The sequence below is a fragment of the Cereibacter sphaeroides 2.4.1 genome, assembly GCF_000012905.2.
Lineage (GTDB): Bacteria > Pseudomonadota > Alphaproteobacteria > Rhodobacterales > Rhodobacteraceae > Cereibacter_A > Cereibacter_A sphaeroides.
On the sequence record NC_007493.2, the window covers coordinates 207,914 to 223,420 of the forward strand.

The window sequence follows — 15,507 nt, forward strand, 5'->3', positions numbered from 1 at the left end:
CGAGGAGGATCGCCTTGGCTCATCCCGCATCCCATCCCGTCCGTCGCAGCCCCGGCAGCCGTCTGGCCGGGATCCTGCTGCTTGCCGCCACGCTCGCCCTGTCGCTCGCGACCTATCAGGGGGTGCGCTACGCGAGCCTCGCGGGGCTCGATACCGAGCTTCAGGATCGGCTGACCGTCGCGCGCCATGCCGTCGTCTCCGAAATCGAGCGGTTCCGCTATCTGCCGGGCCTCGTCGGGCAGGATGCGCGGGTGACGGGGCTTCTGGAGGGAGAGGCTTCGGCGGAGGCTGCCAATGGCTATCTGCGCCGCGTGCGGGATCTGTCGGGGGTGGACGAGATCTATGTGATCGACCCGTCCGGCACCACCCGCGCGGCCAGCAACTGGAACGAGCCCGGCAGCTTTCTGGGCCAGAACTACGGCTTTCGCCCCTATTTCCACCGCGCGCTGGCCGAGGGCGAGGCGCGCTATTACGCGGTGGGCGTGACGACCGGCAAGCCCGGCTATTTCCTCGCCTCGCGGCTCGGGCCTGCCGACCGGCCGCTGGGGGTCGCCGTGGCGAAGGTGGATCTGGCCGGGCTGCAGTCGACCTGGGTCCGCGCGGGCGAGGCGGTGGCGCTGGCCGATCCTCTGGGCGTGGTCTTTCTGGCCGGTCCGCAGGGCTGGCTCTACCGGCCGCTCGCGCCGCTCGATCCGCAGAGCCGCGCGCTTCTGCGCGCCGAGCGCCGCTATGCCGGACTTGCCGTGGACGAGGCGCAGCCGCTCGGGCCGGAGATGGCGACCGATGCGGGGCTTGCCCTGCGGGTGGCCGATGCGGCCATCGCGCCCGACGACTGGCGTTTGCTGGTGGGGCTGCCGACGGCCCCCGCCCTCGCCACGGCGCGGCTCTCGGCGCTGATCGTGGCGCTGGCGGGGCTGCTCGCCTCGGCGGGCCTTCTGGCCCTGCACGAGCGGCGCCAGCTTCTGCGCGAGCGGCTGAACCAGCACGCGCTCCTCGAACGGGCGGTGGCCGAGCGCACCGAGGCGCTGGCCCACGAGATCGAGGAGCGGCGGCGGGCCGAGCACGAGCTCCGCGAGACCCACGAGCATCTCGTCCATGCGGCCAAGCTCGCGGTGCTGGGGCGGATGTCCTCGACCATCGTGCATGAGGTGAGCCAGCCGCTCTCGGCGCTCGAGGCGACGCTCGCCGCAGCCGAGCTGCATCTCGGCCGCGAGAACCCGGAGCGGGCGCTGCGCTCGGTCCGCTCGGGGCGCGACCTGCTTCTGCGGATGCAGAAGATGGTGAAGGCGCTGAAGAGCTTCGGCTCGCGTCAGCGGCTCGATCCGCCCGAGCCCGTCGACATGGGCACGGTGCTGGCGGCCGCGGCCGAGGTACTGGCGCCGCGGCTGCGCGAACTCGGCGTGGCGCTGGACCTGCCGCCCGCCGAGGTGCTGCCGCCGGTGCGCGGCCACGCCGTCCGGCTCGAGCAGGTGGCGACCAACCTCATCCTCAACGCGGCCGAGGCCACGGCCTCGGGCGGCGGCAGGGATCCGGTCGAGGTGCGGCTCGAACCTCTTGCGGAGGGGCTGCGGCTGACCATCGCCGACCGCGGGCCGGGCATCCCCGAGGCGCTGCGTGAGAAGATCCTCGAGCCGTTCTTCACCACGCGGACCACAGGGCTCGGGCTCGGCCTTTCCATCGTGCGCACCATGCTCGAGCAGATGGCGGGGTCTCTGAGCTTTGCCGAGCGGCCGGGCGGCGGAACGCTGACGCAGGTCGATCTCGCGCTTTACGAGCCGGGCCGCGAGGCGCTACGCAGACGCGCATGACCCGCGGCTCCATCGCCTTCATCGACGACGAACCCCAGCTGTGCGCCGCGGCGGCCGACTGGCTCGAGGCCTCGGGCTTCGAGGTCGAGACCTTCACCGACGCGGCGCTGGCGCTCGGCCGGATCGAACCTGCGCGCTGCGACTGCGTCGTGACCGATCTCAGGATGCCCGCCCTCGACGGGCAGGAGGTGCTGGCGCGGCTGCGCGCGGCCGACCCGGACCTGCCGGTGATCCTGCTCTCGGGCCATGGCGACGTGCCGGTGGCGGTGGAAGCGATGCGGATGGGCGCGCACGACTTTCTGGAAAAGCCCTACGGTGCCGAGCATCTGGTCGAGGTGCTCGACCGGGCGGTCGAACTGCGCCGGGTGCGGCGCGAGGCGCGGACGTCGCGCCGCTCGGATCTGGCCTCGGCCCGGATCGAGGGTCGCCTGGTGGGCGCCTCTCCCGCCATCGCCGCGTTGCGCCGGATGGTGCAGGACCTGTCGGACGTGGCGGTGGATCTGCTGATCCGGGGCGAGACCGGTTCGGGCAAGGAGGAGCTTGCCCGCACCTTCCACGATTTCTCGCGCCGGGCGCGGCGGCCCTTCGTGGCGATCCATTGCGCGGGCCTGCCGGAGGCGCAGTTCGAGGCCGAGCTCTTCGGGCACGAGCGCGGCTATCTGGCCGGAACCGCCGCGGCGCGGATCGGCAAGCTCGAACATGCGAGCGGGGGGACGGTCTTCTTCAACGAGATCGAGGCCATGCCGCTCTCGCTGCAGTCGCGCCTGCTGCGGGCCATGCAGGAGCGCGGGGTGGAGCGGCTCGGGTCGAACGCGCTGCGCCCGGTGGATCTGCGGATCATGGCGGCGACGCGGGTCGATCTGCTGGCCGAGGTGGCGGCGGGCCGGTTCCGGGCAGATCTCTATTACCGCCTCTCGCCCGTCACGCTCGACCTGCCGCCGCTGCGCGAGCGGTCCGAGGATATCCCGCTCCTTTTCCTGCGCTTTGCCGAAGAGGCCGCGGCGCGCTTCGGCCGCTCCGTGCCCGCGCTGCGCGAGGCCGATCTGCGGGCGCTGCGCGGCGAGAGCTGGCCCGGAAATGTGGGCGAGCTGAAGGCCGCCGCGGAACGGGCCGTGCTGGGGATGCGCCAGCCTCCGATCGCCGCGGAGCCCGACATCCTGCCGCTGCCCGAGCGGATGGCGCGGATCGAGGCGGGCCTCATCGCCGAGGCGCTGGAAGAGTGCGGCGGCTCGTCGGCGCTGGCCGCCGACCGGCTGGGACTCCCGCGCCGGACCCTGAACGAGAAGATCGCGCGCTACAGGCTGCGGGCCAGCTGATCGAGCGGATTTCTGCCAGACTCGCAGCCGTTCTGGCGGCTGCTCGCCAGGCGACGCGCACGGAGGGTGGGGAAAACGGTCAACAACCATCTGCCGAACAATAGGAAAATGCCCGCCCCCGACCCTCATGCGCAAAATGCCACACGCATTTGCCTGCGATGCGTGGGTTGCTCACTCTCTAGGCAACGATCATGCAAGGGAGGAAATCGCATGTTCCGCCGCACAACCCTGTCCGCGGCCGCGGCCGCTGCCGTGCTGAGCCTTCAGCCGCAAGTAGCCGCCGCGCAGGAATTCATCAACGTCCTGACCGGGGGCACCTCGGGCGTCTACTATCCGCTGGGCGTGGGCCTGTCCGAAATCTATGCCGAGAACATCGAAGGCGCGCGCACCCAGGTGCAGGCGACGAAGGCCTCGGTCGAGAACCTGAACCTGCTCGCGCAGCGCAAGGGCGAACTTGCCTTCGCCCTGGGCGATTCGGTGACGCTCGCCTGGGAAGGCAACGAGGAGGCGGGCTTCCCGCGCCCGCTGAAGAACCTGCGCGCCATCGCGGCCATCTATCCGAACTATATCCAGATCGTGGCCGACGCCGCCTCGGGTGTCACGACGCTCGAGGATCTGAAGGGCAAGACGCTCTCGGTCGGCGCGCCCGCCTCGGGCACCGAGCTCAATGCCCGCGCCATCTTCGGTGCGGCGGGCATGAGCTACGAGGATCTCGCCAAGGTCGAATACCTGCCCTATGCGGAATCGGCCGAGCTCATCAAGAACCGGCAGCTGCAGGCGACGCTGCAATCCTCGGGTCTGGGCGTGGCCTTCATCAAGGACCTCTCCTCGACCCACGACATCAACCTCGTGAGCATTCCGGCCGAGGTGGTCGAGAAGATCGGCGCGCCCTATCAGCCCGCGGTGATCCCGGCCGGCACCTATTCCGGGCAGGACACGGACGTGCCCACGGCGGCGGTGGGGAACCTTCTCGTGACGCATGAGGATGTGAGCGAGGAAACCGCCTATCAGATGACGAAGCTGATGTTCGAGAACCTCGACCGGCTGAAGTCGGCCCATGCGGCGGCGGGCAACATCAAGCCCGAGACGGCCATCGAGGCGCTGCCGATCCCGCTGCATCCGGGCGCGGAGAAATACTACCGCGAGATCGGTCTGATCCAGTAACGGCATCTGCCGCGGCCCGGGCGGCATCGCCCGGGCCCTTTCCCGTCGCTCCGGTTCGAGGCTCGGGCCTCGCCGTCGCGGCCCCGTCCTTTCGGAGACAGCCATGTCCGCACCCTCTGCCGCCCCCGGGCCGGCCTCTTCCGCCGTTCATGCCCCCGATGTCCACGAGGAAGTCACCGAGGGCCTGCCGCCCGGCTTCGGCCCCGGCATCATGGGCAAGGTGGCCTTCTGGATCGCCGTCGCCTTCTCGCTCTTCCAGCTCTGGACCGCGGGCTACGGCACCCTGCCGAGCCAGGTCGTGCGGGCGATGCATGTGGGCTTCCTGCTGCTTCTCGGCTTCGGCCTCGTGGGCAACCTCCTCGCCAGGACCGCGGTCACGCGGGCAATCTTCTGGGGGCTCGGGCTGATCGGCTTCGGCACCGGGATCTACAACTGGGTGCTCTACGAGGAGCTGATCCGGCGCACGGGCTTTCTCACCCATGCCGATCTCGTGGTGGGCACCGTGCTCGTGGTGCTGGTGTTCGAGGCCAGCCGCCGGCTGATGGGATGGCCGCTCGCCATCATCGCGGGCCTCTTCCTCGCCTACTGCTTTCTCGGCCAGCACATGCCGCCGCCCTTCATCCACCGCGGCTACGATTTCGAGCAGATCGTCGAGCATTTCGCCTTCGGCACCGAGGGGATCTACGGCACGCCGATCTATGTGAGCTCGGCCTATATCTTCATCTTCGTGGTCTTCGCGGCCTTCCTCGAACGGGCGGGGATGCTGAACCTCTTCAACGATTTCGCGCTCGGCCTCGTGGGCGGCGTGCGCGGCGGGCCTGCACAGGTGGCGGTGCTTTCCTCGGCGCTGATGGGGACGATCTCGGGCTCGGGCGTGGCCAATGTGGTGGCCTCGGGCCAGTTCACCATCCCGATGATGAAGCGCTTCGGCTTCAAGCCCGCTTTCGCGGGCGGGGTCGAGGCCACGGCCTCGATGGGCGGGCAGATCATGCCGCCGGTGATGGGGGCCGTGGCCTTCATCATGGCCGAGACGCTGAACGTGCCCTATGCCGCCGTCGTGCAGGCCGCGATCCTGCCGGCCGTGCTCTATTTCGGCGTGGTGTTCTGGATGGTCTGGCTTCAGGCCGGGCGCGACGGTCTGCGCGGCCTGCCGCGGTCGGAGCTGCCGAACCCGTGGCATGCGGTGCGCGACCAGTGGCCGCTGATCCTGCCTCTGGCGGCGCTCGTCTATCTGCTCTTCGCGGGCTACACGCCGATCTTCGCCGGCACGATGGGCCTCGCGCTGGTGGCCGTGCTGATCCTCGGCACGCCGCTTGCTGCCATGATCGGGCCCATGGCCTTCCGGCTCGTCTTCTGGGTTGCGCTGGGTCTCGCCTCCGCCGCCTTCCTGAAGCTCGGCGTCAACTTCCTCGTGCTGGTGATCGGCCTTCTCGTGCTGGCCTGCGCCCTCTTCAAGGGCGCGCGCCCGACCATCGGCATCCTCCGCGATGCTCTGGCGCAGGGTGCGCGCAACGCGCTGCCGGTGGGCATCGCCTGCGCCATCGTGGGCATCGTCATCGGTACGCTGACGCTGACGGGCATCGCCTCGACCTTCATCGGCGCGATCATCGCCATCGGGCGGGACAACCTGTTCCTGTCGCTGGTCCTCACCATGATCACCTGCCTCGTCCTCGGCATGGGGATCCCGACCATCCCGAACTATATCATCACCTCCTCGCTCGCGGGGCCGGCGCTTCTCGATCTCGGCGTGCCGCTTCTCGTGAGCCACATGTTCGTCTTCTACTTCGGCATCATGGCGGACCTCACCCCGCCGGTGGCGCTGGCCTGTTTCGCGGCCGGTCCCATCGCCAAGGCGCCGGGGCTGAAGATCTCGCTGCAGGCGGTGCGTCTGGCGGCCGCGGGCTTCGTGATCCCCTTCATGGCGGTCTACACGCCGTCGCTCATGCTGCAGGACGGAGGCGCCATCGCCGAGACCTGGGGCTACCCGGTCGAGGTGGTCTATATCTTCCTCAAGGCGGTGCTGGCCATCGGCCTATGGGGCGTGGCGGTCGTGGGGCAGCTCTTCGGGCGGGCGACGATGCTCGAGCGGGCGCTTGCGCTGGCGGCCGGCGTGTCGCTGGTCCTTGCCCTTCCGGCGACGGACGAGGTGGGCTTCGCCCTCGCGGTGGCGACGCTGCTCCTGCACTGGCTGCGCGTGCGGCGCGCGGCGCGGGCCGCATGAGCCTCTGCGTCGCGGCGGGGGCGGCGGTGCTGTCCCTCGCCGCCTCGAGCTTCACGCTGAGCTGGACGCATTCGGTCGAGCATGTGGAGTGGTGGGAACGCTGGGAGGTGACCGAGGCAGGCCTGCGCCCGGTCGAGGCCCGGATTCAAGGATCGGGGGCAGGGATGGAGCTTCCGCCCGATGCCTGGCGCGAGGCCGACGGCTGGCACTATGTGCCGCGCCTGCCGCCCCAGCGCGAGGTGCGGCTCGCGGCCTCGGGCATGACGGGCGGCGGCTGGCGGCTCTGCGCCGCCGGCCGGTGCCACGATCTGGGCGCCGCGGCGATCGAGGGGATCCGCCTCTGGCAGTCGGCGGACTGCGGCTGAACCGGGCGCCCTCGCGGGGCCGCCTGATCCGCATGGCCCCGGCCCGGGCGATGATCGTCTTCGAGGTGAACCCGGCGCCCCTCGCCATCGCACTCGAACCGATGGCGCCCGATGGGTCGATCCGACGCGATCGCTCGCGGTTTGCCCAGGTCCAGGGCCTTGCACACATCGGCCGCGGCGAACCACGGGTTGCCCTCGATCTCGACCACCCGCACCGGATGGTCCTTGAAGTCGAACAGCGAGGGATTGAGCGGAGGCGTGGCTGGAGGTGGTCAACAAGGCGCTCCTGAAGGGGCCCAGCGGGGGGTGACCTTCAGTTGTTTCCGATTCAACTGAAGGTCATCAGGCGGCGGGTCTTCGTTCAATCTGGTTAAAACAGAGGTATCTCCCTCGATCGGACCAACGCCCCCCGGCATCGTGTAGGTGCCCGTCTTGCGGATGCTCGGGAGAACCTCGCGGGTGACCCAATCTTGAAACTTCTTCGCCTCAGGTTTGTCCGGGCGCATGACCAGCTTGTTGAGGCCGCTTTCGCTGATGAGCATGACTTCCCGCGCGCCAGAACGGGAGACAACCTTCACTTGTATCCGATACAACTGAGCTTCATCGGAGGCCAACTTGCGGGCCGCAACCGAAACGTTGGGCGTTTGGGTGCGGGGGCCGAGGTTGTAGCCGAGGGCGATCAGAACATCCCGCAGGATGAACCACGGGTTCCCCTCGAGCATCACCACACGGAGCGCGTGGGAGCCGAAGTGTAAGGTGGCCGTCTAGGGCTTCTCGGTGGCGGCTGCGGGCTGCACCGCGGCGGGAGCCGGGAGGGCCTTCGGGGGGGCGGTGGGCGGGCGTGACGGCGGCAACAATGGTCTGAAGCATTGGTCCGAGGCAATCAGACCCTATCCCCTAACCCTCGGAAACATAGGAAAAATCGGTCTGTAGGAGGGAGTGGCGGAGACGAAGGGATTCGAACCCTCGAGACGGTTTCCCGCCTGCACCCTTAGCAGGGGTGTGCCTTCGACCACTCGGCCACGTCTCCGCCGACCCGTATAGGGGGCAAGGTTACGGAAAACAAGCGTCTTGTTGAGAGCCTGGGACCGCAGGCGCGTCGGCTCGCCTCGTCTGGATCTGGAGGTGCATCAGCGCAGAATCAGCAGTTGCCAGAGCGCGTTTTGACGGTCGCAGCCCGCGGCTCTTCTGACCGACAAGGCGGGCACCCTCTCAGATGTCGTCGTGGAATAAGCTGGGCGTCAGGTGCGCTCGATCCGCATTGGCTTCGTGACTGCCGTTCAGCATGCCGGCCTGACCCATGCCACCTCCCTTGTGCTGGGGCATACAGAAGCCGTTCACAATGAACGCAGCAGGCATCCCGATGCAAAGATCGCCAAGTTTCTCGGTTACTCAAGCTCGGCCATAACCGGGCGGACCTATGCCCGACGCTCGCCGAGCACCGGACCGATGGGAAGCACCCGGTTGTGGCCGCCTTCTGAGGCTTTGGTTCTTCGTCTGGCCAGCTGTCGTGACTGACATCGTCTGTGGCGGATGGTGTTATGCGGCAAGAGAGTCTGGCGGGCATCAAGCGGTGACGTCGCTGGTCGGATGCGGAGAAGCGGTCGATCCTGGCGGAGGTTGGTGTGAATGGGGCGTGGGTTGCAGATGTCGCCCGTCGTCATGACCTGACCCGGCAGCACATCTACCAGTGGCGGGCCGAGTTCCGGCGGCGGGGCGAAAGCCTGACGGAGGAGACCGGGTTCCTGCCGGTCGAGACGACATCCGAGAACTGCGTCCCGTCGGTTCCCGCGGCGACCATACCGGTCGAGGTCGTGCTCGTGAACGGCTGACGCCTGCGCGGGATCGAGGGTCTGTCGCCGGCCGCCTCGCGCAACTGATCCGTTTGCTGGAAGGCGCATGATCGGGCCTAGGAATGGCATGCGCGTGTTCCTCGCGGCAGGCACCTCGGACAGACCCTGATCAGCGGCACTCGCCGCGGGCTGACCCCGGCGCTGGCGAAGGCGCTCCGGCGGCGCAGCAGCATCGAGCCCGAGATCGGCCACATGAAGACCGACGGACGGCTCGTGCGCTGCTTTCTGAAAGGTGCACTCGGCGATGCGCTTTTCGCCGTCCTCTGCGGCTGCGGCCACAACATCCGCAAGATCCTCGCTCATCAACGGAGGCTTCTTGGAGCCGTCATCTCTATCGTCCTGGCGGTGCTCCGGAAGCAGCGAACCCAAGGTCACGGTCTTGCCGCGGCTTGATCGCGTTGTTCAGGCTGAACGAAGTAAGCCCTAAGAAGTCCTTGAATTTTAACGTATGTGATTGATCAACATAAGTGATTGATCCGTGTGGTGACCCCGGCAGGACCTCTGCAACCGCTGATTTTGCGGAGAAATTTCGGTAAATGGGTCTCCTCTAGCCCTGTGGGAGATCAATGACTTAAGGGGCGGGCTGTAAACGCCGGCTGGCCGCGGAGGCGCTGCGGCTTCGTCTGTTCCCCGTCCGCGCGTGCGCGCCGCTTGCCGGTCTTTCACCTCAGCCATATCCACTGGACTTCCAGATGGGTTGATCGGTCGCGGGAGGAGAAGACCCGCCTGTCCCAAGAGGTGCGTGCGCGCGAGAAGTGGATCCGAGGTATTCCTCGGCACGCTTCAATATCGGGGGCGCACGCGAGCCGATCTGCCGGACGGCTGTTCCGGGCAGTTCGACTGGTCCTTCTACCGCTGGATCAAAACACGCGGATCGCCAACCAAGCTCAGATCAAACGGCTTGTGGCTGGTGCGTCGAACGACAAGGTCATCTTCCGGCTGCGGAGCGCGAGCGAGGTCAGGATGTTCTTGGCGCGACTTGCTTTGAACTCAAGCACGCCCTCGTCCTGCCTGGAGCGCCCCTCGCGCTGAGGCGGTGAAGGTCTGAACCCAGGCCTTATCAGCCCCTCGTAGTCAGCCCCAGGCCGACCTGCATGCCGAGGCGCGGAGGTACGAGATCAGCCCGAACCTGCCCATCACTATCATAGCGACTCGATGTCAAGCGCGCACGCGGTCCTGTACAGGCCGGTTCGGCCCCTTGAGAATCAAGCGGCTTCAAGACTACATAAACAGTCTGAGACCTTCGGTGCTACATTATGTTGAGGTGCCTTGCAGATGTCCGAGAGGAAGCCTACCCTGTGGTCGGAGAGTCGCCGTCCGCGTAAAGGTGAAGAAGAGGCTGGTGGCACTGAAGCTTCAGCTACCATTGATGAAGGCGACAAGCTTTCTTGGCGTTCTGTCTTCCAACGGGACTACGATCGACTTCTCTTCTCGACCCCGGTTCGCCGACTGTCTGACAAGACGCAGGTATGGCCGATGGACGAGAACGATGGCGTCCGTACGCGCCTGACCCACTCCCACGAAGTAGCTAACCTCGCCCGCTCCTTGGGGTCGAGGATTGCAACGCAGGAAGAGGGGTTGTTCAACGCTGACCTCCATCGCACGATTCAGCCAATTTTGTGGGCTATTGGCTTGGCGCACGACCTTGGGAACCCTCCGTTCGGGCACCAAGGTGAGGCTGCCATGGGGCGTTGGTTCAAGGATCGCGAAGCTTGGATATTCACACACGCTTCTGAAGAAGATGAAAAAGGTTTTGCTGAGCCGATACCTGAGAAACAGAGATTGGAGTTCACCAAGTTTGACGGAAACCCGCAAACTTTAAGACTTGTGACCCGGTTGCAAACTCATGCCCATGGCTTGGGCTTGGACCTCTCGGCAGCAACGCTCGCTGCCATGCTCAAATATCCTGTTTCTGCGGAGAACCGGAACAAGGACGTGCCTGCGCACAAGAAGGTTGGCTACTTTGAAACCGAAAGAGATATTGTAAACTGGATTCGAGATGAGACAGGACTGAAGGAAGGGCAGCGACACCCTCTTACTTGGATCATGGAAGCGTGCGACGATGTCGCTTACAGCATCTTGGATGTAGATGATGTGATGAAAAAAGGCATTGCCTCGCCTGAAGACATTCTGTCTCAGATGGGTGCCGAAGATCGTCTTAAAGATCATGCTTGCGTTGCGAAGATCAGAGAAGCTTTCAGGCGCGTGGATGAAGCAAAACACGGTGTGTTTGTGGCGCGCGATATCAAGATTGGTTACATGAGGGCCTATTTGATGGAGGCGCTACTCGACGAAGCGGCTGCCAGCTTCATCGACAACGCAGCTGCCATTTTCGCTTTTGAAGGTGGGATGCTGCCAATATTGGAGGAGAGCGTCTTGTGCAATTTCCTCAAATCGGTTGCAAAGGATCACGCATTCTCCAATCCGGGAGTTTTGAAGTCGGAAGCAGTCGGCGCAGAAGCAATATCTCATATCATGTCCTTCTTCTGGGCTTCCATTAGAGATCGGGAGCACAATGACGACATCAAGTCGTGTCGCATGACCGCGGCATCAAAGTTTGCTTGGTCACTGGTAAGTCCGAACTACATCGAAGAGGCAGCGCGCTGCATTACAAAGCAGACGCCCCCGCAGCGGATCCGGTATGCTGAGATGCGCCTGCTTACTGACATGGTGTCTGGCATGACAGATTCTTTCGCAATGAAGCTCTGGGGTGACATTCGGGCGTTGCCGAAATGCTGATCGCTCGAGATGAAAGGATCCTCAAACGCAGAGTGGACGATTATCTATGGCGAGATAGGTCGAAGACTGTGCTGGCGCTTCGGCAGGTGCTAGTTGAAAAGTTTGGAGATTTCGAAAAAGTATCGATTTTTGGCGGCATGATCCGCGACATCGCGCGCAATGGAAAGCGTGGATTTCGATCAGACGTTGATCTTGTTATTGACGCACCCGCTGCTGAGGTGAAGGACTTGGCTGACAGGTTGGCAGCAAAGCCGAACTTATTTGGCGGATTTGGGTACCGTACTGCGCGTTGGGAAATCGACTTTTGGGCTCTCGAGACCTCTTGGGCGCATAAGCATGGTCACATTAACGCCTCCTCTGTTGATGATCTGATGGAAGGGACATTCTTCGACTGGGATGCTGCGCATTATGATCTTAAGAGCCGTAAGCTTTACTTTCAGTCGGGATATTTGGAGAGGATCCGCAGCAGAACACTTGGCGTCAATCTTGTTGAAACGCCAAGTGCTGTGGGCAACGCCGTGCGCGCAGTGAGGCGTGTGTTGCTCTGGGATCTAAGAGCTTCTCCATGTCTTCTGGATTTCGTTGAGCATGTGGTGTCTAACGAGGGACTAGAGACGCTTTCGCGCTATGAAAAGCGAAAGCACCAAAGGTCCGTGTGCGAAGCTTACGTCGAGAGAAGCAGGTTGCTCGAAGCCCTTGCTGCAGGCAACAATAAAGTATACTTTCTTCGCGGATCGCCAAGGCAGCTGGAGTTGCCGGGGATTTTCCTCTCCTCCACTCCGCGAGGATTAGCTAACAATTCGGAGCATCGGGCGAGTGCCCGCCTCTGAGGCATAAGGATAAAAGCGGTCAAACTCTTCACTATAGATTTGCGTTATCGACTTTATATCTTCGCCGCTTAATCCGAGCTCTTGCCGCATGGCTTTAATGATGGTTGGTAGAACCGTTGGTCGATCATGCTCGAAGTCAAGGTTTGCCGGCTCTCTTGTCTTCCATCCGCGCGTGGCGATTTGCTGCCAGAGATATCGCGCCTGATTTGGCGTAATAATCTTCTCGCGCTGGATGGCGTAAAGAATGCCTTGCATTGAAACTCGCCATTCGGGTTTCAGTGCTGCTAGGAGCGCCAATGTAACCTTCCTTCCGCGAAGCGCGTCGTTAAGTTCTTTTCTCGGCAAAAGAAAGTTCGACGCAAAGAGGTTTGCTTCCTCTTCCATGTTTGGTGTCGGGAACCTGTGCATCACCAAGTGCCCTAGCTCGTGAGCAAGGGTGAAACGTACACGATCCGCCGGATGCGAAGGGTTAAGTAGGACGAGGGGTGGTCGTCCAGGTACGGCAAAAGTAACACCACTGACATTGGCGCCCCCGAAGTCAGAGTAGCCGACGACTACACCTGCTCGCTCGACAAGTCTGGTCAAGTTCTTGATTGGTCCCGATGGAATTTTCCAATGTCGCCGCAGTAGATCTGCAATATCCGCTGGAGAGCCGTATTGCTCCAGGTCGAAACGTCGGAGATCTAGAGATGGCTTTAAGTCCATTTCCTCTAGGAAGCGGCGCAGATTAAACATGCGAACATTAAGCTCCGCCGTGATCATATCCAATTCGCGCGCAGTTACGTCAGAATGCCCCCGCAGCATTGGATGAATGCTGACGGGCGGCCCGTAAACTGTATCGGGAAGGTCGAAGAATCCAGGAGGAAGATTAAAGGCTCTTGATGCCACCCGTATGCACTCATCGTCAACTTCGACAAGATCATTTTCCATACGAGAATATACGGCCTGAGCAACGCCTAGTTGCTCCGCCGTCTTTTTCTGCGTAAGTCCTCTGAGATGCCGCGCCAATCGCAGCATGTTTCCACGAGTAGCCATTACTTAGTTGCCGTTGCTGTCAGAGGTGTCGTCGTCGCGCTGACGTTTGCGGAGAACAACTAGTTCTTCGCTTGCTTCAGCCGCATCTTCCAGCGGCTCGGTCGACATCGGGAGGAGAGTAATGCCAGTGCCACTAGACGTGCTAGCAGCGCTCGGGACAATCTCATAGTGCCAAAGTAGCTCGTCACCGTCACGTGCTGCAACAACAACCCGCTCTATGCGGTCCTCGATCTCATTAGCGGTATAGAGCACTTCCACCTTGGTGGCACTGGGAGGCATGCCCGGCAACTCGCTTTGAATGCTCACAAAATCCAAGACTGCTTGCGTGGGGTGATTGCGGCCCAGATTGTCTTCATCACCCTTTTTAAACCGCGCTAGCACCACGTCCTTGAAGCAAAACTTTACTGTCTGCGCATTGGGATAAACCCGCACCTCTGGATCGGCGCTGAATTCGGTAATGGCATGTCGAGCGATAGCGTCAAAGACGTAGTTAGCGGTCGTTCGCGGATAAAGAACTGGCCCAGTACCACTCGATGCCATGCTGCGCTTAATAGATGCCCACTCGCCGTAACCTTGCTCTATGACGCGCAGGATACGATCATGGTACGGGTTCAAGTGCTCCCTAACCTCATCTTCACCGTACTGCACGTGCTTCTTCCTATTACTGATGGATCTAGGTCATCATAGGTGCCGCGTTTTGCAAATTCAAGATAAATTATTCAGTTCGTATTCTGACGCGTCCGGCTTGGGAGCTACGCAAGCCAGATGAGACGTGCTGCTGTACCGAGCGTCACGTCCGCAACATGTGCATGGCGGTCCTAGGGGCGTGGCCCGTGACAGCACCACGGGCACGCGCCATGCTCAGAACTCAGCCGCCTGGGCAAGCCTGGACCGGACCAGCACATCGAGCGTGTCCGCCGGCGGGGCCAGCTGCTGCAACGCATCCGGTACAGAGTTCCGGACATAGCTCGAAACAAACTGGGTCGCCGCATCAGGGGCAAGCTTCCGGGCTACCGCCACCCGCGCGGCGGTCATGATCGCCGAATGCAGCGCCTCGCGATGCCGTGCCTCGATCTGGATCCCGGTCCAACGCTGGAAGCGGACGGTCGCGAGCCCGATCAGCGCCGTCAGGATCACGCCCGCCAGATCTAGGAGGCTGGGCGTCAGCGCGGTCAGAAGGTCGCTGCCGGTCGAGGCAGCTGCGGGCACGGCGAGCGCGGCGAGGATCGAGGCCGAGATCGTCGAAGCGGCCAGCCGCGCCAGAGCAGCGACCAGCGGCCAGCCGATGAGCAATATGAAGGCGAACGCGCAGAGGGCGAGGGCAAGGATGAAGATCAGGGACATGGGTTCTCTCCTTCAGAGGCGGGCGAACTGGAAGTGCATCCAGTCGCGGTTGCAGGCGCGGCCGAGGCTCGTGGCGCCGGCGGCTTCGACGATGGTCCAGAAGGGCTCATAGGCGGGTGCGGCGAAGCTCGCCCGGTCGCGGCCCCAGCGGAGCGGGTTGCGCTCGGGGTCGAGGTCCACGGCGATGCCCCAGGCATGCATCGAGAGGGCGGAGCCGCCGCGCATGGGCCGGTGGTTGAAGCAGCCGCCGAAGAGGTTCAGCCGCAGCCGCTCGAACTGGACGGCGCCGTAGTGCGCCACCGCCTCGCGGAAGATCCGCGCCATCGGTGCGACCACGAGCTTGTGGCAGCGGAAGCTCGTGATGCTCGTGCCGGGATCCCAGGCGAGGCGGAACGGGATCGGCAGCTCGACGATCCCCGCGGTGCAGTCGGGGCCGCCCGCGACGCCGTAGAAGGTCGCGACAGACTCCTGCCGCGGATAGGCGCCCTGGGCATCGGCCACGCCATGGCCCGGCAGCGGCAGCCGCTCGACGGTCGCTCGCACCGGCCCGGAGGCCCAGGCGGTCAGCGCCTCGCGGGTGTTGGGCCCGAGGAGCCCGTCGATCCGGCCCGGCGCATGGCCGAGCCGCGCCAGCACCGCCTGGCCGGCCGCGATCCGCTGCCGGCGGAAAGGCCAGGTGCGCCAGGGCACCGCCTCTCCCTCGAGCGCCGCCTGTGCGGCCGCCTGGGTCAGCGGCCCCGCGTCGCCGTCGATGGCGCCGCGGTAGAGCTCCGCGGCTGCGAGCAGCCGCTGGATGTCGGATGTCGTCACGTCTTTCTCCATATGCAAAAGC

General features: G+C 64.1%; 13 protein-coding genes, 1 tRNA gene and 1 pseudogene. 9 read left to right on the top strand and 6 right to left on the bottom strand.

Translation table 11 applies throughout. From position 1 onward, the window contains the following. Positions 1-14: 14 nt before the first annotated feature. The 5 genes from RSP_RS00985 to RSP_RS01005 all read left to right on the top strand — a co-directional run bounded on the left by RSP_RS00985 (position 15) and on the right by RSP_RS01005 (position 6,874). Positions 15-1,808, top strand: coding sequence for an ATP-binding protein (locus tag RSP_RS00985; protein ID WP_011336879.1), 1,794 nt, complete (start codon positions 15-17; stop codon positions 1,806-1,808). Beyond that, on the top strand, positions 1,805-3,124 hold the full coding sequence (locus tag RSP_RS00990; RefSeq protein WP_011336880.1) for a sigma-54-dependent transcriptional regulator: 1,320 nt from the start codon (positions 1,805-1,807) through the stop codon (positions 3,122-3,124). Before RSP_RS00985 ends, RSP_RS00990 begins: the two co-directional genes overlap by 4 nt. A 210-nt stretch (positions 3,125-3,334) precedes the next feature. Then, positions 3,335-4,288 (top strand): TAXI family TRAP transporter solute-binding subunit, encoded by a 954-nt coding sequence (locus RSP_RS00995; protein WP_011336881.1) that lies wholly within the window; start codon positions 3,335-3,337, stop codon positions 4,286-4,288. Positions 4,289-4,391: 103 nt separating this feature from the next. Continuing rightward, positions 4,392-6,509 carry a TRAP transporter permease gene (locus RSP_RS01000; RefSeq protein WP_011336882.1) on the top strand — a complete coding sequence of 706 codons (2,118 nt, stop codon included), beginning with the start codon at positions 4,392-4,394 and terminating at the stop codon, positions 6,507-6,509. Continuing rightward, entirely contained in the window at positions 6,506-6,874 is a 369-nt protein-coding gene (locus tag RSP_RS01005) for a DUF1850 domain-containing protein (RefSeq protein WP_011336883.1), read from the top strand. Before RSP_RS01000 ends, RSP_RS01005 begins: the two co-directional genes overlap by 4 nt. 272 nt (positions 6,875-7,146) lie before the next feature. On the opposite strand, the gene RSP_RS01015 is transcribed toward RSP_RS01005, so the two are convergent. Further along, positions 7,147-7,596 (bottom strand): BRO-N domain-containing protein, encoded by a 450-nt coding sequence (locus RSP_RS01015; RefSeq protein ID WP_080588225.1) that lies wholly within the window; start codon positions 7,594-7,596, stop codon positions 7,147-7,149. Between the two features lie 218 nt (positions 7,597-7,814). Beyond that, a tRNA-Ser gene (locus tag RSP_RS01020) sits at positions 7,815-7,904 on the bottom strand. A 595-nt stretch (positions 7,905-8,499) separates the two neighbouring features. On the opposite strand from RSP_RS01020, the gene RSP_RS01025 reads away from it, so the two are divergent. From RSP_RS01025 to RSP_RS01040, 4 genes and pseudogenes are all read left to right on the top strand, one after another. Further along, entirely contained in the window at positions 8,500-8,706 is a 207-nt protein-coding gene (locus RSP_RS01025) for a transposase (protein ID WP_017140043.1), read from the top strand. Positions 8,707-8,826: 120 nt separating this feature from the next. Further along, positions 8,827-9,120, top strand: a pseudogene (locus tag RSP_RS01030) (IS5/IS1182 family transposase); the annotation flags it as partial. Positions 9,121-10,002: 882 nt separating this feature from the next. After that, the gene (locus RSP_RS01035) at positions 10,003-11,466 is read left to right on the top strand and encodes a deoxyguanosinetriphosphate triphosphohydrolase family protein (RefSeq protein ID WP_023003513.1); all 1,464 of its coding nucleotides are present in this window, start codon (positions 10,003-10,005) and stop codon (positions 11,464-11,466) included. After that, on the top strand, positions 11,460-12,296 hold the full coding sequence (locus RSP_RS01040; RefSeq protein ID WP_011336890.1) for a hypothetical protein: 837 nt from the start codon (positions 11,460-11,462) through the stop codon (positions 12,294-12,296). The genes RSP_RS01035 and RSP_RS01040 overlap by 7 nt, the downstream gene beginning before the upstream one ends. On the opposite strand, the gene RSP_RS01045 is transcribed toward RSP_RS01040, so the two are convergent. The 4 genes from RSP_RS01045 to RSP_RS01060 form a co-directional block, all read right to left on the bottom strand. After that, complete coding sequence (locus RSP_RS01045) at positions 12,255-13,304, bottom strand: XRE family transcriptional regulator (RefSeq protein ID WP_196772429.1); 1,050 nt, start codon at positions 13,302-13,304, stop codon at positions 12,255-12,257. The two genes, RSP_RS01040 and RSP_RS01045, sit on opposite strands and share 42 nt — an antisense overlap. Positions 13,305-13,334: 30 nt before the next feature. Beyond that, positions 13,335-13,979 carry a hypothetical protein gene (locus RSP_RS01050; RefSeq protein WP_011336892.1) on the bottom strand — a complete coding sequence of 215 codons (645 nt, stop codon included), beginning with the start codon at positions 13,977-13,979 and terminating at the stop codon, positions 13,335-13,337. Positions 13,980-14,192: 213 nt separating this feature from the next. Next, a complete protein-coding gene (locus RSP_RS01055; RefSeq protein ID WP_011336893.1) occupies positions 14,193-14,675 on the bottom strand; it encodes a hypothetical protein in 483 nt (160 codons plus the stop codon). A 12-nt stretch (positions 14,676-14,687) separates the two neighbouring features. Beyond that, positions 14,688-15,497 (bottom strand): M15 family metallopeptidase, encoded by an 810-nt coding sequence (locus tag RSP_RS01060; RefSeq protein WP_011336894.1) that lies wholly within the window; start codon positions 15,495-15,497, stop codon positions 14,688-14,690. Positions 15,498-15,507: the final 10 nt, after the last annotated feature.